Origin of the sequence: Deferrisoma camini S3R1 (assembly GCF_000526155.1) — a bacterium.
Lineage (GTDB): Bacteria > Desulfobacterota > Deferrisomatia > Deferrisomatales > Deferrisomataceae > Deferrisoma > Deferrisoma camini.
On the sequence record NZ_JAFN01000001.1, the window covers coordinates 284,369 to 307,100 of the forward strand.

The 22,732-nt window shown below is 72.1% G+C and carries 26 protein-coding genes; 10 read left to right on the top strand and 16 right to left on the bottom strand.

Going from position 1 to position 22,732, the window contains the following annotated elements; translation table 11 throughout:
• Positions 1-109 precede the first annotated feature (109 nt).
• From DEFCA_RS0101175 to DEFCA_RS0101190, 4 genes are all read right to left on the bottom strand, one after another.
• Positions 110-403: a hypothetical protein gene (locus DEFCA_RS0101175; RefSeq protein ID WP_025321222.1), complete on the bottom strand. Its 294-nt coding sequence runs from the start codon at positions 401-403 to the stop codon at positions 110-112.
• Entirely contained in the window at positions 400-729 is a 330-nt protein-coding gene (locus DEFCA_RS0101180) for a hypothetical protein (RefSeq protein ID WP_025321223.1), read from the bottom strand. The genes DEFCA_RS0101175 and DEFCA_RS0101180 overlap by 4 nt, the downstream gene beginning before the upstream one ends.
• The gene (locus DEFCA_RS0101185) at positions 726-1,760 is read right to left on the bottom strand and encodes a branched-chain amino acid aminotransferase (protein WP_281173724.1); all 1,035 of its coding nucleotides are present in this window, start codon (positions 1,758-1,760) and stop codon (positions 726-728) included. The genes DEFCA_RS0101180 and DEFCA_RS0101185 overlap by 4 nt, the downstream gene beginning before the upstream one ends.
• A gap of 101 nt (positions 1,761-1,861) precedes the next feature.
• Positions 1,862-2,962, bottom strand: coding sequence for a TlpA family protein disulfide reductase (locus DEFCA_RS0101190; protein WP_025321225.1), 1,101 nt, complete (start codon positions 2,960-2,962; stop codon positions 1,862-1,864).
• A gap of 172 nt (positions 2,963-3,134) precedes the next feature.
• Between DEFCA_RS0101190 and def the strand changes: the two genes are divergently transcribed.
• The 10 genes from def to tatA all read left to right on the top strand — a co-directional run bounded on the left by def (position 3,135) and on the right by tatA (position 11,693).
• Positions 3,135-3,659: a peptide deformylase gene (def, locus tag DEFCA_RS0101195; RefSeq protein ID WP_025321226.1), complete on the top strand. Its 525-nt coding sequence runs from the start codon at positions 3,135-3,137 to the stop codon at positions 3,657-3,659.
• Entirely contained in the window at positions 3,656-4,606 is a 951-nt protein-coding gene (gene fmt, locus DEFCA_RS0101200) for a methionyl-tRNA formyltransferase (protein WP_025321227.1), read from the top strand. Before def ends, fmt begins: the two co-directional genes overlap by 4 nt.
• Positions 4,603-5,394 carry a DUF116 domain-containing protein gene (locus DEFCA_RS0101205; protein ID WP_025321228.1) on the top strand — a complete coding sequence of 264 codons (792 nt, stop codon included), beginning with the start codon at positions 4,603-4,605 and terminating at the stop codon, positions 5,392-5,394. The genes fmt and DEFCA_RS0101205 overlap by 4 nt, the downstream gene beginning before the upstream one ends.
• Before the next feature lie 172 nt (positions 5,395-5,566).
• Positions 5,567-6,535: a polyprenyl synthetase family protein gene (locus DEFCA_RS0101210; RefSeq protein ID WP_025321229.1), complete on the top strand. Its 969-nt coding sequence runs from the start codon at positions 5,567-5,569 to the stop codon at positions 6,533-6,535.
• A gap of 670 nt (positions 6,536-7,205) precedes the next feature.
• Positions 7,206-7,649, top strand: coding sequence for a 30S ribosomal protein S6 (rpsF, locus tag DEFCA_RS0101215; RefSeq protein ID WP_025321230.1), 444 nt, complete (start codon positions 7,206-7,208; stop codon positions 7,647-7,649).
• 12 nt (positions 7,650-7,661) lie between these two features.
• Complete coding sequence (gene rpsR / locus DEFCA_RS0101220) at positions 7,662-7,895, top strand: 30S ribosomal protein S18 (protein WP_025321231.1); 234 nt, start codon at positions 7,662-7,664, stop codon at positions 7,893-7,895.
• A 7-nt stretch (positions 7,896-7,902) separates the two neighbouring features.
• The gene (locus tag DEFCA_RS0101225) at positions 7,903-8,844 is read left to right on the top strand and encodes a DUF2232 domain-containing protein (RefSeq protein ID WP_025321232.1); all 942 of its coding nucleotides are present in this window, start codon (positions 7,903-7,905) and stop codon (positions 8,842-8,844) included.
• A 33-nt stretch (positions 8,845-8,877) separates the two neighbouring features.
• Positions 8,878-9,333, top strand: coding sequence for a 50S ribosomal protein L9 (rplI, locus tag DEFCA_RS0101230; RefSeq protein ID WP_025321233.1), 456 nt, complete (start codon positions 8,878-8,880; stop codon positions 9,331-9,333).
• 123 nt (positions 9,334-9,456) lie between these two features.
• The gene (dnaB, locus tag DEFCA_RS0101235) at positions 9,457-10,809 is read left to right on the top strand and encodes a replicative DNA helicase (RefSeq protein ID WP_025321234.1); all 1,353 of its coding nucleotides are present in this window, start codon (positions 9,457-9,459) and stop codon (positions 10,807-10,809) included.
• Between the two features lie 653 nt (positions 10,810-11,462).
• Positions 11,463-11,693 carry a twin-arginine translocase TatA/TatE family subunit gene (gene tatA, locus DEFCA_RS0101240; protein ID WP_025321235.1) on the top strand — a complete coding sequence of 77 codons (231 nt, stop codon included), beginning with the start codon at positions 11,463-11,465 and terminating at the stop codon, positions 11,691-11,693.
• Here tatA and DEFCA_RS20110 read toward each other — a convergent pair.
• The 12 genes from DEFCA_RS20110 to DEFCA_RS0101300 form a co-directional block, all read right to left on the bottom strand.
• Entirely contained in the window at positions 11,684-12,424 is a 741-nt protein-coding gene (locus tag DEFCA_RS20110; RefSeq protein WP_025321236.1) for a hypothetical protein, read from the bottom strand. The genes tatA and DEFCA_RS20110 overlap by 10 nt on opposite strands.
• A complete protein-coding gene (locus DEFCA_RS0101250; RefSeq protein WP_025321237.1) occupies positions 12,421-14,370 on the bottom strand; it encodes an ABC-F family ATP-binding cassette domain-containing protein in 1,950 nt (649 codons plus the stop codon). The genes DEFCA_RS20110 and DEFCA_RS0101250 overlap by 4 nt, the downstream gene beginning before the upstream one ends.
• A gap of 3 nt (positions 14,371-14,373) precedes the next feature.
• A complete protein-coding gene (locus DEFCA_RS0101255; RefSeq protein WP_025321238.1) occupies positions 14,374-15,141 on the bottom strand; it encodes an alpha/beta fold hydrolase in 768 nt (255 codons plus the stop codon).
• Positions 15,131-15,640, bottom strand: coding sequence for an FmdB family zinc ribbon protein (locus DEFCA_RS0101260; protein ID WP_025321239.1), 510 nt, complete (start codon positions 15,638-15,640; stop codon positions 15,131-15,133). Before DEFCA_RS0101260 ends, DEFCA_RS0101255 begins: the two co-directional genes overlap by 11 nt.
• 62 nt (positions 15,641-15,702) lie before the next feature.
• Positions 15,703-18,036, bottom strand: a complete 2,334-nt coding sequence (locus DEFCA_RS0101265; protein WP_025321240.1) for a hypothetical protein — start codon at positions 18,034-18,036, stop codon at positions 15,703-15,705.
• Positions 18,037-18,046: 10 nt separating this feature from the next.
• A complete protein-coding gene (locus DEFCA_RS0101270) occupies positions 18,047-18,778 on the bottom strand; it encodes a protein-L-isoaspartate(D-aspartate) O-methyltransferase (RefSeq protein ID WP_025321241.1) in 732 nt (243 codons plus the stop codon).
• Positions 18,775-19,134: a DUF2784 domain-containing protein gene (locus tag DEFCA_RS0101275; protein ID WP_025321242.1), complete on the bottom strand. Its 360-nt coding sequence runs from the start codon at positions 19,132-19,134 to the stop codon at positions 18,775-18,777. Before DEFCA_RS0101275 ends, DEFCA_RS0101270 begins: the two co-directional genes overlap by 4 nt.
• A gap of 278 nt (positions 19,135-19,412) precedes the next feature.
• Complete coding sequence (locus tag DEFCA_RS0101280) at positions 19,413-19,913, bottom strand: DUF3106 domain-containing protein (protein WP_025321243.1); 501 nt, start codon at positions 19,911-19,913, stop codon at positions 19,413-19,415.
• On the bottom strand, positions 19,903-20,052 hold the full coding sequence (locus DEFCA_RS21880; protein ID WP_169709396.1) for a hypothetical protein: 150 nt from the start codon (positions 20,050-20,052) through the stop codon (positions 19,903-19,905). Before DEFCA_RS21880 ends, DEFCA_RS0101280 begins: the two co-directional genes overlap by 11 nt.
• Positions 20,042-20,497: a hypothetical protein gene (locus DEFCA_RS0101290; protein WP_169709397.1), complete on the bottom strand. Its 456-nt coding sequence runs from the start codon at positions 20,495-20,497 to the stop codon at positions 20,042-20,044. The genes DEFCA_RS21880 and DEFCA_RS0101290 overlap by 11 nt, the downstream gene beginning before the upstream one ends.
• Positions 20,494-21,042, bottom strand: coding sequence for an RNA polymerase sigma factor (locus DEFCA_RS0101295; RefSeq protein WP_025321245.1), 549 nt, complete (start codon positions 21,040-21,042; stop codon positions 20,494-20,496). Before DEFCA_RS0101295 ends, DEFCA_RS0101290 begins: the two co-directional genes overlap by 4 nt.
• Positions 21,043-21,578: 536 nt before the next feature.
• A complete protein-coding gene (locus DEFCA_RS0101300) occupies positions 21,579-22,709 on the bottom strand; it encodes a 3'-5' exoribonuclease YhaM family protein (protein ID WP_025321246.1) in 1,131 nt (376 codons plus the stop codon).
• Positions 22,710-22,732: the final 23 nt, after the last annotated feature.

Here is a 22,732-nt window from a genome sequence, read left to right on the forward strand (position 1 = left end):
TGGTCGTGGAAAGGATCCGACCAGCCTTGTTTTTTGATGGATCCGGAGCCCGGCGCTGTCAAGCCCGATCCCGGGCTAGTCCAGACCCCGGCAGCACTTCTGGGCGGGATCAGCCGGAGGGGTTTTTCTTGCGGAACAGGGCGTCGAGCTGGGCCTTCACCTTGGCCTTTGCGTCCTCTTCCCCTGGGGTGGGATCGGTGGCCGGCTCGAACCAGTCGCAAAAGTTGGCCCGGTCCTTGTCCAGGACCCGCTCGGCCCGGGGTTCCCGGCAGTCGTTGTAGAGCCCGGGGGCGTAGAACCGACACTGGACGCAGGCGTGCAGGTCGGCCCCGCACCGGGGGCAGGCGTCCCTGCGGCCGGGGCGGTCGAGGCCGGTGGGGGCGTTGCAGGCCCGGCAGATCATCGGGGAGCTCCGAAGGGGATCACCTTGGGGACCTTCCGCTCCTGGTGGGCCCGAAATCGTTCGGGAAACTCCGGCCGGAACAGGTAGGGCAGCAGGTTCCGGCGGCACCGCTCCACCATCTGCCCCACGGCCCGGTCCGCCTCGTCCTCGGTGACCCCCAGCCGGCTCAGCTCGTATCGGAAGGGGGCGGATGCCCCGGGCACCCTGGCCAGCAGGGTCACCCGCAGCTCCAGCAGGTTCTCGAACCCATAGGGCCGGCGGGCCGCCCGGATCTCAGCCACCACCCCGTTGGGCCCCTGGATCGTCTCGACGGGCCTTTCGGTCATCCCTCTTCCGGAATGATCTCGGTCCACCCGTAGGGGTCCTCGGCCTCCCCCCACTGGATGGCCGTGAGCCGCTTGTAGAGCTCGGTGGTCACCGGGCCGGCCTCGCCCCGCTTGCCGTACACGTACTCCGTGCCCCGGTAGGTGATGGACTCCACCGGCGTGATCACCGCGGCGGTGCCCAGGCATCCCGCCTCCTCGAAGGTGCCGAGCTCGTCCACCGATACCGGCCGCTGCTCCACCGCAAGCCCCATGTCCCGGGCGAGCTGGCGCACGCTCATGTTGGTGATGCTGGGCAGGATGGAGGGGCTGGAGGGGGTGATGTACGTGTTGTCGCGGACGGCGTAGAAGTTGGAAGAGCCCGACTCGTCGATGTACTTCTTCTCCCGGGCGTCCAGGTACAGCACCTCGGAGTACCCCTTGTCCTTGGCGCCCACGGTGGCCCGCAGGCCGGCGGCGTAGTTCCCGCCGCACTTCACGTCGCCCACCCCGCCGGGGGCGGCCCGGTCGATCTCCTCCTCCACCACCAGCCGCACCGGCTCGAACCCGGCCTTGTAGTAGGGCCCCACCGGGGTCACGAACACCAGGAACAGGTACTCCCGGCTCGGTTTCACGCCCACCTCGGCGCTGGCCCCCAGGAGCAGGGGGCGCACGTACAGGCTCGCCCCGCTCCCGTAGGGCGGCACGAACCGCCGGTTGGCCCGGACCACCCGGTGCACGGCCTCCCGGAACAGATCCTCGGGCACCGGCTCCATCAGCAGCTTGCGGGCCGACCGCTGGAACCGTTTCGCGTTCTCGCCGAGCCGGAAGGTCTGGATCCGGCCGTCGGGCCGCTCGAACACCTTCAGGCCCTCGAAGATCTCCTGCCCGTAGTGCAGACAGGTGGAGGCCATGTGGAGGGTGATGGTCTCGTCCGAGGTGAGTTCCCCTTCGGTCCACGCGCCGTCCCGGAACCAGTAGCGGATGTTGGCGTCGGTCGTGCGGTAGGCAAAGGGAAGGTGGGCGAAATCCAGGTCGGCTCGTTCCATGATCACCTCGTTCGTGTTTGGTCGAGTGAAAACGAGTTTGACGCCGAATCATAGCCCCGGACAGGGCCTCGGGGCAAGACGGGGCCGGCCCCCGCAAAAGCCTTTTGTCACCCCCCTCCGCCGGCGCCGTCGGCCGGCAGCTTCTTCAGCAGGGGCAGGGTCCGGCGCATCTCGTCGAAAATGAGGGCCGAGCTCATGGTGGCCTTGGACACGGCGTCCACCTTGGGATCGAACGGCAGGGAGGCCATGTTCCGGCCTTTGACCCGTTTTTCGAAGAACCGCCAGTCGCGCTCGTCCCACTCCTCGTTGCCGTACTTGGTCACGTGAATCGGCTCGAACCCCAGGATCCGGCCGTCGCGGTCGAACGCGAACAGGAAGTGGACCGCTTCGCACACCTCGCACACGGGCCGGCGGCTCGCCACCTTGGCGAACACGGGCAGGCGGCGGCCCTTGGACACGGCCTGATACACGGAGGTTCCGTCTCCCAGCTTCACCACGGCCACGTCCGCGGACGGGTCGCCCGTGGCCCGCTGGATCAGGGTCCGGGCCTTCGCCCGCACCCCGGCCGCATCGAGCGGCAGCACCAGCGGCGTGGGATCCACCGGCAGCCCGGTGGCGTTGGCCAGGGCTTCCTCGGGTTTGGCCAGCAGGGTGAGGGCGTGGCCCAGGAGCTCCTGCTTCCACTGCACCCCGAAGGAGTACCGGGCCAGGCGCCAGGTGCCGTCCCGCCGCACCAGGAACAGGGTGAAGGGGGTGCGGCCGGGGTCGCCGATGCGGCGCCACTGGTCGAACTGGGGGTCGGCCGTGATCGGGTAGGTGAGCTTCCTGCGCTTCCGGTACCTGCCCAGGTACTTGGGATTGTTGCCGGCTGCGATGGCGAGCAGCCGAATCCGCTCCAGCAGGCCCCGCCGCCCCAACTCCTGGTAGAACGCCTCCACCTCCCGCACCTGCCGCTGACACGGCACGCACGACTTGTTGAAGAACTCCAGAACCAGCACGTCCCCGGGGATCTCGGACAGCCGCACCGGGCCCTCCGAACGGTCCAGCCCCAGCTTGGCGTAGTCGGTGGGGGCCAGAAGGCCGTAGAACTCCAGGTCGGGAAACGCATCGGCCGGGGCCAGGTAGACCGAGCTGGCCGGCGGGGTCCCGGCCGCCACCGGCCCGGCCAGGAGGATCGCGAGGAGGAGTGGGAGGATGCGTCGAGTCATTGGGATTCCGCAAAGCCCGTGGGCCGATTCTCCGTGAAAGTCCGGCTAAACTACCTTTCGGTCGGTTGGCAAGTCAAACCGAGCGGGGCATCCCGGCCGGTGTGCGCCGGTTGATCGGCCGGCGGCCCTCCGGTACACTCCGCCCGATTGCCCCACGCGGAGACGAAACCCCATGGCTGTGTTGGAAATCCTGACGTTCCCCCATCCGGTGTTGCGGCAGCGGGCCCGGAAGGTGGAGCGGATCGACGAGACGATCCACCGCTTGGTGGAGGACATGACCGAGACCATGTACCGGGCCCCGGGCATCGGTCTGGCCGCGAATCAGGTGGGCGTTCCCCAGCGGGTCATCGTGGTGGACCTGTCGGCCGGCGAACGGCCGGACGAGCGGCTGGTGGTGATCAACCCCGAGATCGTGTGCCGGGAGGGCCGGCTGCGCATGGAGGAGGGCTGCCTGTCGGTGCCCGATCTGCGCGACCAGGTCACCCGGTGCAGCCGGGTGGTGGTGCGGGGGCTCGATCTGGGGGGCCGCGAGGTGGAGATCGAGGCCGAGGATCTGCTGGCCGTGGCGTTTCAGCACGAGATCGACCACCTGGACGGCATCCTGTTCATCGATCACCTGAGCCAGCTCAAACGAAGCCGCTACGTGGCGCGGCGGAAGAAGATGCTCCAGGAGGCCCGGGCCGGAGGGGGGGCGTGAGCGGCTCGCGGGGCCCCGTGGTGTTCCTGGGTACCTCGGCGTTCGCCCTGCCGTGCCTCGAGGCCCTGGTGGCGGCGGGGGAGCGGGTGGACCTGGTGGTGACCCAGCCCGACCGGCCCCGGGGCCGGGGTCGGCGGCTGGAGCCCCCCCCGGTCAAGCGCCTGGCCTTGGAGCGGGCCCTTGAGGTGGCCCAGCCCGAACGGGTGAACGATCCCGAGGTTCTGGAGCGGATCCGGGGCCTGGGCCCGGAGTTCCTGGTGGTGGTGGCCTACGGGCAGATCCTGGGCCGGCCGCTCTTGGACCTGCCGGCCCGGGGTGCGGTGAACGTGCACCCGAGCCTGCTGCCCCGGCATCGGGGGCCTTCGCCGGTGGTGTGGACGATCCTGGAGGGGGACGACCGGGCCGGGGTGTCCACCATGTTGGTGGACGAGCGCATGGACGCCGGGCCGGTGCTCCTGCAGCGGTCGTTTCCCCTGCTTCCCTCGACGACGTGTGGGGAGCTGGAGGAGCATCTGGCCCGGGCCGGGGCGGACCTGCTGGTGAAGACCCTGGAGGGGCTCCGGGACGGCCGGGTCCGGCCCGAGCCCCAGGACGAGACCCGGGCCACCTACAGCCGCCGGATCGACCGGGAGCTCCGGGAGATTCGGTGGGACGAGCCGGCCCGCCGGGTCCGGGCCCGGATCCACGCCCTGTCGCCCCGGCCGGGGGCGGTGACCTCCCGGGCCGGGGTGGGCGTCAAGGTCCTGCGGGTCGTGGAGAGGGACGACGAGGGTCCGCCGGGCACCGTGGTGCGGCTGGACCGGGACGGGCCGGTGGTGGCGTGCGGCCGGGGCGCCGTGGTGCTGCTGGAGGTGCAGCCCGAGGGCCGCCGGGCCATGGGGGGGGCCGACTGGGCCCGGGGCGGCGGCCCGCGGGAGGGAGAGGTCCTGGGAGGGACGCGAGAGTGACCCGGGGCGAGGGAAAGCGGCTGTTCCTGGGGTTGCTGCTGGCCCTGGCCCTGGTGCTGGGGCTCTTGGGCGTCGGCGTGTGGCTGGGGCCCAGGTGGTTCTCGGGGGCCGAGACCGTTTTCCTGACCGCGTTCGGGGTGCTGTTCGGCACGGTGGCCCTGGTGGCCCTGGCCGGGATCGCGGTGCTGGCGTTCGCGATCGTGTTCGAGCGCGACCTGCCCGGCACCCGGCGGCTGCGGGGGCTCGTGGTGAAGGGGGCGTTCCCGGTGCTCATCGTGCTGGGCCGCCTGGTGGGGGTCTCGAAGGAGCGGCTGGAGCGGTCGTTCATCGCGGTGAACAACCAGCTGGTGATCCGGTCCGGCCGCCGGGCCCGGCCCGGGCGCCTGCTGATCCTGCTGCCCCACTGCCTCCAGGTGGACACCTGCGGGCTCCGGATCACCAGCGACATCCACAACTGCAAGGGCTGCGGCCGCTGCCCGATCGCGGGTCTGGTGGAGATCGGCGAGCGCCACGGCGTCAGCCTGAGCGTCGCCACCGGGGGCACCATCGCCCGGAGAACCATCGTGGAGAAACGGCCCGACCTGATCGTGGCCGTGGCGTGCGAGCGGGACCTGGCCAGCGGCATCCAGGACGCCTATCCCTTGCCGGTGTACGGCATTTTGAACCGACGGCCCGAGGGGCCGTGCCGGAACACGCTCGTGGACCTGGCGGAGGTGGAGCGGGCCGTGGAGTTCCTGCTTGCCTCCGGTTCGGCCGGCCAGGACCGCGCCGCGGCCGGCGCCGGATGAAGGGGCCAGACTTCAGCCCCCCCGAGGCCTTCTAGCCTTCTAGCTTCCTAGCCTTCTAGCTTTTTATCTTCCCAGCCTTCCAACGGGAAGTCGTCGGGATGGAGGACACAGCGGAATGACCAGACCTGCCGCGCAGACCGAGGACTCCGCCGCTCCGGGCCAGACCATGGACATGGCGGCCGTGGTGCGGATGATGGAGGCCGAACTGGCCGCCGTGGAGCGCCAGTTCGAGCGAAATCTGGACTCTCGGGTGCCCCTGATCCAGACCGTGGGCCGGTACGTGCTCACGAGCGGCGGCAAACGGATCCGGCCGCTCCTGCTCCTGCTGTCCGCGCGGCTGTGCGGGTACCGGGGAGACCGGGCCGTGCCGCTGGCCTCGATCGTGGAGTTCATCCACACGGCCACCCTGCTCCACGACGACGTGGTGGACGACGCGGATCTTCGGCGCGGCCAGAAGTCGGCCAACACCGTGTGGGGCAACGAGGCCACCGTGCTGGTGGGCGACTTCCTGTTCAGCAAGTCGTTCTCCCTGATGGTGGGCGACGGCGACCTGCGGGTGCTCCGGGCCATGGCCGACGCCACCACGGCCCTGGCCGAGGGCGAGATCCTCGAGCTGCTGAAGACCTGCGACCTGGACGTGACGGTGGAGGAGTACCTCGACGTGATCCGCAACAAGACCGCGGTGCTGATCGCCGCCGCCTGCGAGGTGGGGGCCCTGCTGGGCGTCGCGGACGAGGGGCGGGTGGCGGCCCTGAAGGGATACGGCATGGACGTGGGCATCGCGTTCCAGCTGGTGGACGACTGCCTGGACTTCGTGGGGGACCGGGAGCGGTTCGGCAAGCCGGTGGGCGCGGACCTGGAGGAGGGCAAGATCACCCTGCCCGTGATCCACGCCCTCGGCGCTGCAACGGACGAGGAACGGGACCGGGTGGCCCGGCTGGTGGAGCAGGACGCGTTCTCCGACGACGACCGGGCCTGGGTCCGTGAGTTCGTGGTCCGGCGGGGGGGGGTCGACGCGGCCCTGGGCATGGCCCGGGACCGGGTGGAGCAGGCCAAGGCCCGCCTCGCGGCGTTCCCGGCCTGCCCCGAGCGGGAGGCCCTGGGGGTGGTGGCCGACTACGTGGTGGCCCGGGACCGATAGGGGGGAGATCCGGATCCCGGGAGGGCCTTACTGTAACCCGGCGACGATAGAGGCGTGTCACCTCGGAGGGTGGGGCAAGGGACCTGCCTCCGGCCGGGCACGAAGCCGGGCATGAGATTCGCCGCGCAGGCACGGGACCGAAGAGCAGGTTTCATGACAACTCGGTGGAATCCGAACCATTTCGCGATCCGATCGTCGGAGGCGCTGCGCGGCGAGCTAAGGGGCCGCGCCCGGCTCTCCGGCAGGTCCCTTGCCCCTCCGAGCAGGGAGCGATAGCGTCTGTTTATCCGCCGGGTCAATAACCCGGCGACGATAGAGGCGCGCAGGTGGTCGCAGGGGCCTGGGATTTAGGAGCCAGAGGTCAGAAGACAGGAGTTCGGGCAGATTCTCTCCTGTCCACTGCCCTCTGAATTCTGGTCCCTGAAACCCATGTCCCCCGAGCTTTGGCGCGGTTCGAGAGCCGCCTCGCTGCCCAGCCGCCCGGCGGGCCGAAGGCCCCAGACCGGCGGCCGTTGACCGTGGGCCGACGACCGAAGTTACCGGAAAGAACATCCTTGCCACGGGGGGAGGGCTTCGGGTATAAGTCGCGGTTCGCGCCGGCGGCAGGGAGCCGCCGGGCTCACCCTCCTTGCCCCCGCTTCCGGGGGATAGACAGCCGAAAGGAGAGACCATGGCCGAGTTGTGGAACCGTTACGAGAGCCTGATCCTCTTCGACCCCGACCTCGGGGAGGAGGCCCGCACCGAGCTGATCGGGCGGGTCAAGGAGTACATCACCAACGCATCGGGTCGGATCCTCAAGACCGACCACTGGGGCCTGCGTGACCTGGCCTTCGTGATGAAGGGCCGGTCCAAGGCCTACTACCTGCTCGTGGAGTTCGCCGGCCCAGCGCCGGTGTCCACCGAGCTGGCCCGCCGCCTGAACCTCCTCGACACGGTCCTGAAGTTCCAGACCATCAAGCTCGAAGACCGGGTGGACCCCGCCGAGCTTCCGGAGTCCGAGGAGGAGTCCGGGGTGCCCGCCGCCGAGGAGAAACCGGCCGAGGAGGCGCCGGCCGAAGAGGCCGCGGCGGCCCAGGCAGGAGACGCCGGCGAAGCCGAGAAGACCGAAGAGTAAAAGGAGCGAACGATGGCTCATCCGTACCGACGCCGCGGCCGCCGCAAGGTGTGCCGGTTCTGTGTGGACCCCAGTCTTCCCCTGAACTACAAGCACCCCGAGGTACTCCGGCAGTTCCTGTCGGAGCGGGCCAAGATCGTGCCCCGCCGGATCTCGGGGAACTGCTCGTACCACCAACGGCTCCTGACCCGGGAGATCAAGCGGGCCCGCAACGTGGCCCTGTTGCCGTTTACGGAGCTGCCCTGAGGCCGCCGTGACCCGCAAGACGGCCGGCCGCCCCCCTGTGGTGGAGAACGCCGCGGCCGGGGTCGCGTCGGCGGCGTTGTTCCTGCTGTCCCTCTGGGCCCCGGCCGTGGGGTTCGGCCTGGCCCTGATGAGTCCGCTGCCGTTGGCGTGGGCGGCCTGGAAGCGGGGGCCCACGGCCGGGCTCGTGGCCCTGGCCGTGGCCGGGGGCGCCGCCGTGCTGGTGGCGGGCCCGGCCGCCACGGCCCTGTACGTGGCCCAGTTCGGCGGCCCCGGCGTGGCCTTGGGGTTCTTCGAGGGGGCCCGCCGGCCCGCCCACCAGGTGGTGGGGGTGTACGTGTTCCTGGCCGCCACCGGCAGTGCGGTGGCCGTGACCGGGTTGGCGTGGGCCGGCGGCACCACGCCGGCCGCCTGGTTGACGGCCACGGTGGCCGAGACCCGGGAGACCCTGGCCCGCTTGCTGGAGGGGTCGGCCACCGACCCGGCCGCGGCCGCGGCCCTGGCCGAGGGTCTCGACCGGACCGCGGAGCTTCTGCGCCGGCTGTTCCCGGGGCTGTTCGTGATGGTCTCGGTGCTCACCGGCTGGATGAACGGGGTGGCCCTGCGGAGGATGGCCAAGGACCCCTCGGCCGCGTCCTGGATCGAGTGGCGGGCGCCGGCTGGCTGGATCTGGGGGTTGCTGGCCGCCGGGTTTGCCGCCGTGCTGGGCACGGGTCCGGTCCGGACGGTGGGCTGGAACGTGTTCCTGGTGCTCGGGGCCGTGTACTTCCTGCAGGGGATCGCGGTGGTGCAGCACCTGTTCGTGACCCGCGGGTTTCCCGTGTTCGTGCGGGCGCTCGCTTACGTGATCGTGTTCGTACAGTTTCCGGTGATGGTCCTCGTGGCCGGGATCGGGGCGTTCGACCTGTGGTTCGACTTCCGGGCCCGGTGGGCCCGCACGCCCCAGGCCTGAAGCCCCGGCCGGCCCGACGGAAGGAGGCTACCGATGAAGGTGATCCTGAAGGAGACGGTCCCCAACCTGGGCACCGTCGGCGACGTGGTGACCGTGCGGGACGGCTACGCCCGGAACTACCTCATCCCCAAGGGTTTGGCCGCCCTGGCCGATCCCCGCAACGTGAAGGCGATCGAGCACCAGAGGCGGGCCCTGGAGAAGAAGCGCCTGCGCGAGATCGCCAAGGCCGAGGAGCTGGCCAAGGCCCTGGACGGGCAGCGGCTGGTGTTCCGGCGCAAGGCCTCGGACCAGCAGCACCTGTTCGGGTCGGTCACGACCATCGACATCGAGCGGGCGCTGCAGGAGAAGGGGTTCTCCATCACCCGCAAGCAGGTCCTGCTGGACCAGCCCCTGAAGTCGGTGGGCGAGTTCCCGGTGGGGATCAAGCTCCACGGCGGGGTTCGCACCCAGGTGGTCGCGGTGGTCGAGGCCGAGGCGGCCGAGGCCTAGCCCGGCGACCGGGGCATCCGCCCCTGCCGAGCCGATCGACCCGTACCCGGCCCCGCCCCCGACCGCGAAGGGGTGCGGGGCCGGTCTTGTTTTTCCCCCCGACCGCCCCGACGAGTGCGTTCCATGCCCGTGTCCCAGCCGACGGCGCTGCCTTCCAAGGTTCCCCCCCACAGCCTCGAGGCCGAGGTGGGGGTGTTGGGCGCGGTGCTGCTGCAGAACGACGTGCTGGCCCAGGTGGCCGAACTGATCGACCGGGACGACTTCTACCGCACGGGCCACCGGCTGATCTTCGAGGCCATGCTCGACCTGTCGGAGCGGGGCGCCCCGATCGACCTGGTCACGATCACCGAGGAGCTGCGCAAGAAGGGGGTGCTCGAAAAGGCGGGGGGCGCGGCCTACATCGGCGGCCTCACCGACCAGGTGCCCTCGGCCAGCAACGCCGAGCACTACGCCCGCATCGTGCGCGAGCGGGCCATCCAGCGAAAGCTGATCTGGGTGGCCACCGAGATCGCCAGCGAGGGGTACGACCCCGACGCGGACGTGGAGGAGTACCTGGACCGGGCCGAGCAGGAGATCTTCAAGATCACCCAGCGGAAGATCTCGCCGTCGTTCGTGCGGCTGCGCGACGTGCTCAAGGACGCGTTCGCCAAGATCGAGGAGCTCTACGAGCGCAAGGAGCTGGTGACCGGGGTGCCCACGGGGTTCCACGAGCTCGACCAGCTCACCGCTGGGCTGCAGCCCTCGGACCTGATCATCGTGGCGGGCCGGCCGGGCATGGGCAAGACCTCGTTCGTGCTGAACATCGCCCACTACGCCTCGGTGCACGAGGGGCTGCCGGTGGGGTTCTTCAGCCTCGAGATGAGCCGCGAGCAGCTCGCGGTGCGGCTGCTGTGCGCCGAGGCCCGCATCGACTCCCACCGGCTCCGGCGGGGCATGCTCAAGGACTCGGACTTCCCCAAGCTGAGCCGTGCCGCGGGCGTGCTGGCGGAGGCCCCGTTCTTCATCGACGACACCCCGGGCATCTCCACCCTGGAGCTGCGGGCCAAGGCCCGGCGGCTCAAGGCCGAGGCCGGCCTCGAGCTGGTGATCGTGGACTACCTGCAGCTCATGCGGGCCCGGGGCAGCTACGACGTGCGCGAGCAGGAAATCAGCGAGATCTCCCGGTCCCTCAAGGCCCTGGCCAAGGAGCTGCACCTGCCGGTGATCGCCCTGTCCCAGCTCAACCGGGGGGTGGAGAGCCGAAGCGACAAGCGGCCGCTGCTGTCGGACCTGCGGGAGTCCGGGGCCATCGAGCAGGACGCGGACGTGATCATGTTCATTTACCGGGACGAGGTGTACAACAGCGACTCCCCCGACAAGGGCGTGGCCGAGATCATCGTGGGCAAGCAGCGCCAGGGCCCCACCGGCACCGTGAAGCTCGCGTTCCTGAACGAGTACACCGCGTTCGAGAACCTGGCCCGGGGGTATGGAGAGTAGCGCCGAGTGGATGTGGGAATCGTGCTTCGCAGATCCAGAAGCTCGAGTAGGCCACGGAAACCACGCCCGGCGCTCCACCAGGCCCCATGCACCCGGAGAGTTGGGCGATCACTCGGAAGCCGCCCGGCCGCCTGGCTGCCCAGCCGCCCAGCGGGCCGAAGGCCCCAGACCGGCGACCGTTGACCGTAGACCGACGACCGAAGTTACATGGAAGCCCCCATCGGCCGCTGCGCGACCCTACAACGGAGAAGGGAAACTTGCGTTGGTCCGGGGCCATTGCTGGCGGAGGGCATGGGGCCTGCTTCCGGCCGCGCGCGAAGCCGGGCATCGGGATTCGCCGCGCAGGCACGGGGCACCGGCGGTGGCTTCGTGACAGAGCGGCCGACACGAACGATTTCACGGTGCGCGCGGTGGAGGCGCTGCGCGGCGAGCCAAGGAGCCGCGCGCGGCTCTCCAGCAGACCCCATGCCCCCGAGCTTTGGCGCGGTTCGAGAGCCGCCCAGCGGGCCGAAGGCCCCAGACCGGCGACCGATGACCGGAGACCGAAGTTACGCGGAAGTCCGGTAGTGTCCAGACCCCGGCCGTGGTAGAGTACCGCCCCGGCGCGGTCCGGTGAGAACGACGAAAACCCCTTGCGATCGGAGGAATGGCCCATGTTCGGAATGCCCGGGGGCTCGGAGTGGCTGATCATCCTGCTCATCGTGCTGGTGATCTTCGGGGGCAAGAAGATCCCGGAGCTCATGGGGGGGCTGGGCAAGGGGATCAAGAGCTTCAAGAAGGCCATGAACGAGCCCGACGCCATCGACGTGACGCCTGAGAAGAAGGAGGAGATCCCCCACGAGGCGGCCAAGGAGGACGAGGGGGAGAAGAAGACTCAGGCCTGATCGCCTTCCCTTCTCCAGGCCAGGATCCGAAGGGCTCCGTCCCGCACCGCGGGGTGGAGCCCTTTGTCTTGGGCCACCTCCTCCAGCAGGGGGCGGGGCTGGCCGAGCAGAAGGGGCCGAACGAGCCGGGGCGGGGCAAAGGGGTTGCGGACCACGGCCCGCTGCACGGCCGGCCGGACGATCCATGCCTCGGCCCGGGCGAGGTGGCCGAACACGGCCTGCCGGGCCGGCCGGCGGCTGGCCAGGGCCACCACCTCGGCCTCGCGCAGCCTGGGGTTGCGCAGGAGCTCCCGCACCACCCGGGGGTCGGGGTCGGTGAGGAGCCGCTCGAGCAGAGGGGTCCGAAGCCCCCGGGCGGCCGCCTTGCGAAGGCCCAGGGTGTGGGCCTCCACGGCCGGGTCGGGCGGCAGGCCCAGCTCCCCGGAACGGACCGGCCTCCCGGGAAACTCCAGCAGGAACATCGCGCCGTCCAGGTCGAGGCGGCGGGCGGCGTCCAGGACCTGGGCGAGGCGGCCGGGCCCGGCCCGTCGGGAGAGGTCGTCCAGGTCGAGCAGGGCCAGCACGGCCGCAAGCCCGGCCGGCTCCCGCCGGGCGGCCGCTCGCACGGCCGCGTCCAGGTTTCGGGCCGTTTCGGGGGGCGACTCCGAGCGGATCGCCTCGGCCCACAGGGCCCGGCGGACCTCCAGGCCCGCCAGGGCCGCGATCCGGCGGTAACAGGGTCCCGGGCTCATCCGGCCTCGGCCTCCGCCTCCCTCGTCACCCGCTCGAGCTCCTCCGCCGCCAGCTCCCACCGAGCGGTCAGGGTCTCCACCTCTTGGGCCAGCTCCGCCCGTTCCCGGGCCAGGCCGGCGGCCCGGTCCGGGTCGGAGTAGGTATCGGGCCGGGCGAGCTCGGCCTCCACCTCGGCCAGCCGGGCCTCGGCCCGGGTGATCGCGTCCTCCAGCTCCTCCACCCGTCGGCGCAGGGGCGCGGTGCGCTCCCGGAGCGCCAGGCGGCGCTCGGCCTCGCGGCGCCGGAGGTCCTTGCGGCTCGGCCGGCCGGCCCCCGGGGCCGGAGCCGGTCCGGCCGGGGCCGGTTCGTCAGCGGCCCGCACCCGCACGAAGTCGTCGTAGTTGCCGGGGTGGGAGTCCACGCGGCCGTCCTCCACGTACAGCACCCGGCTGGCCACCCGGTTGATCAGGTCCCGGTCGTGGGTGATGAGGCACACGGTGCCGGTGAAGGACGCCATGGCCTCCTTGAGCACGGCGCAGGCCTGGATGTCCAGGTGGTTGGTGGGCTCGTCCAGGAGGAGGAAGTTCCCGGGCGCCGCCAGCAGGCGGGCCAGCACGAGCCGGCTCTTCTCGCCCCCGGAGAGCACCTCCACGCGCTTGTCCACGGCGTCGTCCGAGAAGAGGAACCCGCCGAGCAGGGTGCGCGCCTCGAGCTCGCCCGCCACGGTGGGTAGGCGCAGGATCTCCTCCAGCACGGTGCGGCCGGGCTCCAGCTGGTCCAGGTGGTGCTGGGCGAAGTACCCCACGGTCACGTTGTGTCCGTAGCGGATGCGGCCCCGGGTGGGGGGCAGCACCCCGGCCAGGAGCTTGAGCAGGGTGGACTTGCCCGCGCCGTTGGGGCCGATGAGGGCCACCTTCTCGCCCCGGTCGATCCTCAGGTCGAGGCCCCGGTACACGGGCCGGCCGCCGTAGCCGGCCTCCACGCCCTCCAGCTCCACCACGGTGCGGCCGCTGCGCAGGGGCTGGGGAAACCGGAACGTGAGCCCGGCCGAGCGGGGCGGAGGCGGGGGGGGAGGCGGCTCCTTCTCCAATTGCTTGAGCCGCGACTGGACCTGGCGGGCCTTGGTGGCCTTGGCCCGAAACCGCTCCACGAACCGTTCGGTCTGGGCCCGGCGCCGCAGGTAGCTCTCGTAGGCGGCCCGGGCCGCCGCCTCCCGCTGGGCCCGCTCGTGTTCGTACCGGGTGTAGTCGCCCCGGCACACCACGGCCCCTCCGCCCTCCAGGGCGATCACCCCCCGGACGACCCGGTCGAGGAACGCCACGTCGTGGCTGACCAGAAGGAACGCGCTGGGGCTCTCGGCCAGGAACCCCTCCAGCCACTCCAGGGACACGATGTCCAGGTGGTTGGTGGGCTCGTCCAGCAGGATCAGGTCGGGCTCACGCAGCAGGATCCGGGCCATGGCGGCCCGCATGCGCCACCCGCCGGAGAACGTGGGCAGGGGCCGGTCCAGGTCGTCGGCCGAGAACCCCAGGCCGTGGAGGATCCGCTCGGCCCGGGCCCGCAGCCGGTACCCGCCCAGGTGCTCGAACCGGGTCTGGAGCCAGCCGTACCGGTCCAGGAGCTCCGGATCGTCCCCGCCCCGTGCCAGCCGGGCTTCGGCCTCCCGGAGCTCGGACTCCACGGCCCGCAGGTCTTCGGCCACGTCCTCGACGTAGGCGAGCAGCGAGGCCTCCGGGGGGGCCGGGATCTCCTGGGGCAGGTACCCGACGGCCAGCCCCCTGCGGCGCAGCAGCCGGCCGCCGTCGGGGGGCTCGCGGCCGGCCAGGATGCGCAGGATGGTGGTCTTGCCCGAGCCGTTGGGCCCAACCAGGGCCCAGCGCTCCCCCTCGGCGATCCGGAACGACACCCCGGCCAGGACCTCGCGGCCGCCGTAGACCTTGCGGACGCCCCGGGCCTCGACCAGCACGGGTCAGCTCCCGCCCGCGCCGGCCCACACCTCGTCGACGGACCGGTACAGCAGCCCGAGGCCGGTCGGGTCGGACAGGCGGTGGTCGCCCCCCTTCACCAGGATCACCCGTGCGTCCGGGGTGGCCAGGGCTTCGGCCAGGCGCACCGAGAGCGTCCAGGGCACCTGGTCGTCGGCCAGGCCGTGCAGGAGCCGGGCGGGGCCGTCGAGGGGGATCGGGCCGTCCAGGACCCGCCGGGCCCGGCCGTCGTCCAGGAGCTGCCGGGTGATGACGGTGGGCTCGGGGCCGTAGGGGTTGGGGACGAGAATCCGGCCCGCGCGACGGAGCCGCTCCCGGGCATCGGGATCGAGATGGGGCTCCACCAGCTCGGCCGTGAAGTCGGGCGCGGCCGCCACCGTGACCAGGCCCCGCACGCGGTCCGGCCGCTCCCGGATCACCAGGGAGGCGACCCATCCCCCCATGCTGGATCCCACCAGCACCACGGGGCCTCGGGCCACCCGGTCGAGCACGGCCAGGGCGTCCCGGGTCCACGAGCCCACGGTCTGGTCCTCGAACCGCCCCCCCGAGGCGCCGTGGCCGGCGTAGTCGAACCGCACGTACGCCGTGCCCCGCCGCCGGCAGTGGGCCTCCAGCGCGGTGGCCTTGGTGCCGTCCATGGTCGAGGTGAACCCCCCGCAGAACACCACCCACGGGAGCCGGCCGGCCACGGCCCGATAGGCCAGGGGCGGCCGGCCGGGGCGCTCGAGGACGCCGGGGTGCTCAGAGCTCATAGAGGGTGTCGTCCACTTCGGGCGGGAGCAGGCGGCGCTTCAGGGCCTTCCACCGGGGGCCGGCGCCGGCCGCCCCGGTGAACGGGTCCTCCTCCTCGAGCACGTCGCCCATCTCCTCCTCGATCCGGTCGGGGTCCTCGCCCGCCTCCATCCGGCGGATCGCCTCCTCCATGCCGGGGCCCAGGTTCATGCCGGTGGCGTCGTAGAGCTTGCGCATCAGCCGGGCCACCTGGCGCGGGTCGTCCTCGTCGATGGAGTCGGCCTCGGCCGCCAGGCTCTCCATGGCCTGCTCCAAGCGGGTCTCGTCGATGTCGGGCAGGTCGTCCTCGCCGCCGCCGTCGTCCTTGCGGCCCTTGGAGATGGCGAACAGCGAGACCCGGCGCTCGAGGTCCTCGCGGCCGCACCGGGGGCAGTCCGGCCGACGGTCGGCGCCGGGCCGGCGGGCCAGGAAGTTGAAGATCACGTGGCAGTCGGGGCAGTAGAACTCGTACACCGGCATGATCGACTCCTCCTGCCGTGGGGTTCCGGAACGCCGAATAATGGGCCCGGCCGGCCGAAAGGTCAACCGCTGCGCTTCCTGCCTCCCCATCCCAGGGGGCCGGCTGCGGCCGCCACGAGGTAGGCGGCCGCAGCCAGGCCGAGCACGGCCCGCCGGCCCTGCTCGGCCGTGAGGAACCCGGCCAGGGCCGCTCCCCACACCGACGCAAACCCGTTGACCCCCCAGGCCCAGGGGACCCGCTCGGGGTCGTGGCGGGCCACGGCCGAGAGCCCGGAGGGAAACGGCCGGCCCAGGGCCCAGCCCGTCGCGGCCACCACGGCGGCCGCGGCCGCGAACCGAAGCGCGCCTCCCGTCCCCTCGACGGCCAGGCGAAGGGGGCCCAGGCCGAGCCCCAGGCCGGCGGCCGCGGCCGCGCAGGCGAGGGCGCTTTGGCGGGGAGACGCGCCGCGGCTGCGTGCCGCCCCAGCCCCGGCGGCCGCCAGGAGCCCGGCCAGGGCCAGGCCCGCCCCGGCCGTGGGATCGCCGAGCACCCGGCCCAGGGTCTCCACCAAAGCCACCTCGCAGCCCATGAACCCCACCCCGATTCCGCCGAAGTACCAGCCGGAGCGTCCGGCTCCCCGGAGCCCCTGGCGGGCCAGGGGGACGAGGATCGTCAGGCCGCCGAACACGACCGCGAGCCCGATTGCGGCGGCCTGGACCAAGGGCTCGCCCTCCACCAACCCGGCCCCGCCCATCCGCCGGGCCCCCAGCCATTCGGAAAGCCGGCCCCATCGCAGGGTACGCCCCAGGCCGGGGCGGTCGTCGGTGACCGCCCCGATGCGGAAGGGGTACCGGCTCTCGAACCCCTGCCGGTCCCCCTTCAGGATCTCCCGGGCGGCTTCGAAGAACCACGGCCGGTCGAGGCGGTGCCAGCGGTTGGCCCAGGCCGGGTCCATGCCCGGGACCCACACCAGGTCGAACCCGGCCCGGTCGCACAGGGCCCGGACGCGGCCGATGTCGCGGTCGGTGAAGCCGTCCGGGGCCGCCAAGATCTGGACCGCCCCCCACGACCGCACGAAGACCACGCACCGAGCGGGGGGCGCCCGGCCGACCCGTTCCAGGGCCGCGGCCAAGGTGGACAGCACCTGCAGGCACGTCCTGGGCGGGACCTCGGCCCCGGCCGAAACCGACAGGAGGCCCCCCTCGGTCAGCCGCCCCAGGGCAAGGGTCGTCCCCTCGACCGTGATCAGGTCCGCAGGGGGGCCGGCCCGGCGGAACGGGCCGGGCGCCGCCACGTCGATCACGTCGAACCGGTCCCGGGTTCGGGCCAGGAACCCCCGGGGATCCGCCCACACCCACCGGATCGCTCCCCCGGTTCGGGGCACGCCGGCCGGGAGCCGGACGGGTTCCACCGCGGCCACCTTTGCCGCGCCCAGCCAGAGGGCGGCCCCGGGCCGGAACCCGAGCCCTGCCTCGAGCACCAGGGCCGAGGCTCCGGGCCTCAGGCGGTAGGCCAAGGCCCAGGGCAGGCAGGCCGCGGCCGCCCATCGGCGTTCGGGAAACGGCACGGCATCCAGGAACTCGCCGCCGAGGAACGCGGCCGCGGACGGCGGCGGGTCGTCGGGGCAGGTCAGGCTGAGCCCCGGCGCGTGGCGCAGGGGCACCCGGTCCGATGCCACGACGGTCATCCGGCCCCACGCGGTCCAGCGGTCGGCCAGGGCCCGCGCGCCCTGGCCCGCCAGGGCCTGGGACACGGGCTTGTACGGAGAGATCGCAGGCTCCAGCATCCGGGCCGGCCACAGGCCGGCCGTAAGGACTCCCATCGCCACCAGCACCCCGGCCGGCCGCCGGGCCGGGGCCGCCAGGGCGGCCGCTGCGAACCCCAGGGCCATCACCCCCCGGAGCCCCGCGCCCGGAGGGGCCACGTGCACGAACCCCACCGCCAGGGCCGCCCCCAGGGCCGCGCCGGCCAGATCCCACCCGTACACGCGGCCGGCTCGGCGGCCGTGAAGCCGGTACACCAGGCCCAGCCCGAACGCGGCCAGAAAGAACGGCACGGCCAGCACCAGGTAGACGCCGGTGAGGCCGATCCACGGTTCCAGGGACCAGGGTAGCTCCAGGGGGTTGACCGGAACGGCCTCGGCCACGGCAAAGGCCGCGGGGGCGGCGAGCCCGAACCCGCAGGCCGCGCCCGGGTAGAGCCGGCCGAACCGGGGCACGGCCCGGCGCTGCACCAGCGCCAGGGTCGTGCCGGCCGCGCCGTAGCCCAGCAGGGCCAGGCTGATCACCGCGCCGGTGACCGGCGCCCACAGCTTGAGGGGAAGCAGCCGCAGGAGAAGGAGCTCGTATCCCAGCACCGCGGCCGACAGCGCCGCCACCGATGCGAGCAGGGGGAGGGGGATCCGCTGCCGCTCCATGGCGGCGCGGTCACAGCCGGCCGCCGCCGGTGAGGGGCACGAACCGCACGGGAAGGACCTCCCGGCTCGAGACCCGTCCGTCCGCGGCCTTCTCGACCACCGTGAGGGTCTGCACCCGGAACGCCCCGCCCACCGGGATCACCATTCGGCCGCCGGGTCTGAGCTGGCGGACCAGGGGCGGGGGCACGTGGTCGGCCGCGGCCGTGACCAGGATGGCGTCGAACGGCGCGTGCTCGGGCCACCCGTAGTAGCCGTCGCCCAGGCGCACCCGCACCCGGTCGTAGCCCAAACGGCGGAGCCGCCGGCGGGCCGCCTCGGCCAGGGCCGGGATGATCTCCACCGTGAACACCCGGCACCCCAGGGCCGCCAGCACGGCGGCCTGGTACCCCGACCCCGTGCCCACCTCGAGCACCCGGTCCCCCGGCCCGACCCCGGCCAGGTCGGTCATGAGGGCCACGATGTAGGGCTGGGAGATGGTCTGGCCGTACCCGATGGGCAGCGGGCGGTTCTCGTAGGCCCGGTCCTTCCACTCGGGCGGCACGAACTCGTGGCGCGGCACCCGGGCCAGGGCCTCCATCACCGCCGGGGCGAGCCGGTCCCGGCCGATCCGGGCCCGGGTGGCCGCCACGTCCGCCTCCACGGCCCGGATCATTCTCGCCCGCGCCCGGGCGTAGGGGTCGCCGGCCCGGGCGGTCCCCGCCGCGACCAGGAGCACTAAGGCGCCCCCCAGGAGGCGTCTCATGCCGCCCCCCTCCTTCGCCAGGCACATGCGTACACCACCAGGCTCACCCCCACCACCGCCAGATAGCCCACCAGAACCCACGACCGGGGCAGGGGGGCGTACACCACCTGCTCGGCCAGGCGACCGAAAAAGGTTTCAGCGGGCCGCGCCGGGCCCCCTGGATTCCTCAAGGAGTGCTCGAGGAGGGTCAGGGGGCACAGCCGGCCTCCCAGGACGATCCAGGCGGCGAACGCGAGCCCCGCCAGGTGGGCCCACCGGACCCACGGCCACCGCCACCCCGGGATCGCTCCGAGCACCAGGAACCCCACCCATCCCAGGTGGACCCAGGTCACCGCGTCGGCGAGCCATGCAGCCATCGGAGCCCTCCGCGCCCGGTTGGGAATACGCGCCGGGCCGCCGACACGAAGGAGGCCCAGGCGCCTCCGTCCAGTCTACCGTGCCGCAGCTCCCTGGGAAGCCCCATCAGGCCCCTGCGGGGCCGTATGGAGACTAGAGACTAGAAACTAGAGACTGGAGACTAGAAAAACCCCCGCGGTGATGCCAAAGAGGCGTGGCCGTGCTTGTAACGCTGGGAGATCACGGATGTTTTTTTGGCTTCCTAGCCTTCTAGCCTCCAAAGCCTTCCAGCTTCCTCTCAACGCCGTCGTAGGCGGCGGCGGATGTGGTCGCGCTGCCGGGGGGTGAGGTCGCGCCACCGCCGCAGCATGTCGAGGGTGCGGCGTCGCTCCGCCGGGGGCATCCGCATCAGGCGGTCGAGCCGACGGCGGTACTCCCGCCGTTTCTCCGGGGGTAGGCTCTGCCACCGTCGGAGCCGGCGGGCCAGGGCCCGGCGCTCCTCCGGCGACATGGCCCGGATCTTGTCGAGGTTGCGCCGGATGAAGGCCCGCTGCTCCGGGCTCAGGGCCTTCCACCTCTTGTACCGGCGACGGATGCGCTTGCGTTCCTCGGGGCTGAGGCTCTTCCACCGGCGGTAGTTCCGAAGGGCCCGGGCCTTCTGCTCCGGGGTCAGGGCGTCCCACCGGGCCTTGAGGGGGGGCTCGGCCCCTGGCGCGGGCCGGGGCCGGACCAGCACCAGTCCGCCCAGGGCCGCCAGCCGGGCCAGGGCCTCCCGCCGCCCGATCCGTTCAGTCGCCATCGGTCTCCTCCGCGTCGTCGGCCGCCTCCAGGGGCACGGCCTCGGCCTCGTCCATGGCCAGAAAGAAGTCCAGGTCCTTGAGGATCTCCTCGAGTTCCTCCGGCGTGGGCTCGGGGGAAGGGGTCGGGCTATCCGGCATCGTCCAGGGCCTCCAGGGCGTCGAGGACCTCGAGCAGGTCCAGGTTCTCGGCGAGGTCCAGGTTCTCCAGCACCTCCAGGTCCACCTCCGCGAAGTCGATCCCGGAGTCCTCGGGAAGGGCGGGTGGGGTTGGCCGCCGGAGCACCAGGAACGCCGCCCCTGCCGCGGCCACGGCACCCCCGGCCCAGGCCCAGGCCGCCCGTCGGGCCGGGATCCGACGGGTGGTCCGGGCGAACACCTCCTCGGCCAGCCCCCTGCGGGCGCGGTCCGGAACGGGTTCCGCCATCGCGGCGACCCGTCGGGAGAACGCCCGCGCCCCCTCCCACGCCTCCCGGCACCGGGGGCATTGCGCGAGATGCGCCTTCCACCCGGGATCCTCCCGGTCGCCCCACACCGCCTCGGTCAGGGCGTCCACATACTCGGGGCACGGTTGTGGTCGGCTCATCGGAACCCCTCGCTCCACTCGGCCAGTTGCTTCTGCAGGGCCTGGGTGGCCCGGAACAGGTGCGCCTTGACGGCCCCGGCGCTGATGCCTAGGGCCGCGGCTGTCTCCGCCACCGAGAGGCCGGCCAGGGCCCGCAGCCGGAACACCTCCTGCTGCCGGGCCGGCAGGGTCTTCAGCGCCCGAAGCAGGGCCCGGCGGAACGCTCCCTGCTGGGCCTCGTGCTCGGGCGAGGGGTCCGGTGCGGGCGCCTGGAGTTCGGGCGGTTCGTCCGGGTCCCCCTCGTCTTCCCGGCCGCGCCAGGGCAGCAGGAACGAGCGCACCTTGCGCCGCCGGAGCCGGTCCCGGCAGTGGTTCGTCAGGATGGGGTAGAACCACGTGGCCGGGTCCGCCTCGCCCCGGAAGGTGTGTCTGCGGCGGTACGCCTTGACCAGGGCCTCCTGCACGGCGTCCCGGGCCTCGTCCCAGTCGCCGAGGAACCCGTGGGCGAGCCGCAGGGCCTTGTCCTGCACCTCCAGGACCAATCGTTCGAACCGGGCGTCGTCCATGCGTCGTCCGTGATGCACCGGGAAGGGGCGGGCTTCCGGCCCATGCTATCCCTTGAGACGGACTTGGACCAGGAGGGGTTTACGTGTGCGGGGGTCAGAACTCAGTGGACAGCAGCCAGCCCCGGGTAGTCCGCGAGACAGCTTCAAGGTCCATCGGCGATGGGAGCATCGGCTGAGACCGAGTTGCATTCAAATTGGCCCCCTGCCCGGAGGGGCAAGGGGCCTGTCGGAGAGCCGGGCGCGGCCGTATCAGGGGCCAGAGTTCAGAAGGCGGTAAACAGGAGAACTGCAGGAGCGGTTCCCCCTGTCTTCTGTCCACCGACTCCTGATTCCTGAAAGGCAGATCCCTTGCCCCGCCCCCGGATCCGTATACGTATGGATGGCAACTTGGTATGAGTGCCGGATGCGGCGACTGTCGGAGCCACGCCCGGCGCTCCACCAGCCCCCATGCCCCGCCGAGGGTTGGGCGACAACTCGGAAGCCGCCCAACGGGCCGAAGGCCCCAAAACCAACGACCAGCGACCAACGACCGAAGTTCAGAACAGGGTGGTCTGACGGGCGGACTTGGGGGAAGGCGCGGTCGGCCCGGCCTCGGCCTCCTCGGTGGGCTCGTCCTGGTCGTTCGATGCCCGGAGCATCTGTTGCTCGATCTCCTGCATCGACGGTACCGCCGGGGGCTGGGTCTCGAAGGCTGGGGTCCGTTGGAGCTGGGTTTCCCCGCCCCGCCAGAACCCGGTCCACTGACCGGGCGCGACCCCCTCCTGATCGATCCAGGACAGGGCGCCGCCCACCCGCGCATCCAGCAGGTCGAGGTGGTGGAGAACCAGGGCCTCCAGGGTCTGGGGCTTCACCGGCGAGCCCCAGTCCGCCCGCTCGTGGTGGGCCAGCACAAGGTGCATGAGGTGGAGCCTCAGATCCTCGGGAAACCCCGGGATCTCCCGGGTGCGTCGGTCGATCTCGGCCACGCCAAGGCCGATGTGACCCACCAGCCGGCCCGCGTCCGTGTACTCGCCGCTCACGTCCTCGAACTCGTGGATCTTGGCCACGTCGTGGAGAAACGCACCGGCCACCAGCAGGTCGCGGTTCAGCCCGGCGCCGTACACCCCGGCCACCGCCCGGACCAGATCGAGCACGGTGGCCGTGTGCTCCAGGAGCCCCCCGGCGTACGCGTGATGCATGGACTTGGCGGCGCGCGACTCCTCGAACACCCTGCGGAACGCCGGGTCATCCAGATAGGCCCGGACCAGCTGCCGCAGGGCCGGGTGGCCGATCTCGGCCACGGCCGCCTCCACCCGCTTCCAGCAGGCTGCCACGGTGTCGCGGTCCAGACCGGGCCGGAGGTCGGCCATGTCCACCTGCGCCCGCTCGTCCTCGTCCAGGCGCCGGAGCCACGTGACGTGGAGCTGGGGCCGGCCCCGATGGGTCCGGAGCCGGGCGCTCACCTCCACCACGTCTCCGGGGGTGGCCGCCTTCTCGTAGAGCTCCACGTCCTGCCACACGAACCCCTCGATGGCGCCGGTGCGGTCCTCGAGGGTGAGGCGCAGGTACCGGTCGCCCCGCGAGCTCACCGCGCTCGACAGGGCTCCCAGCCGGAACAGGTCCACGAACTCCACCTCCGAGTCCCGGTGCTGGCGGAGGCTCTTCACGGTGCGGTTCTTCTGGGGCAACGGATCTCCTCCTCGGCAGGCTG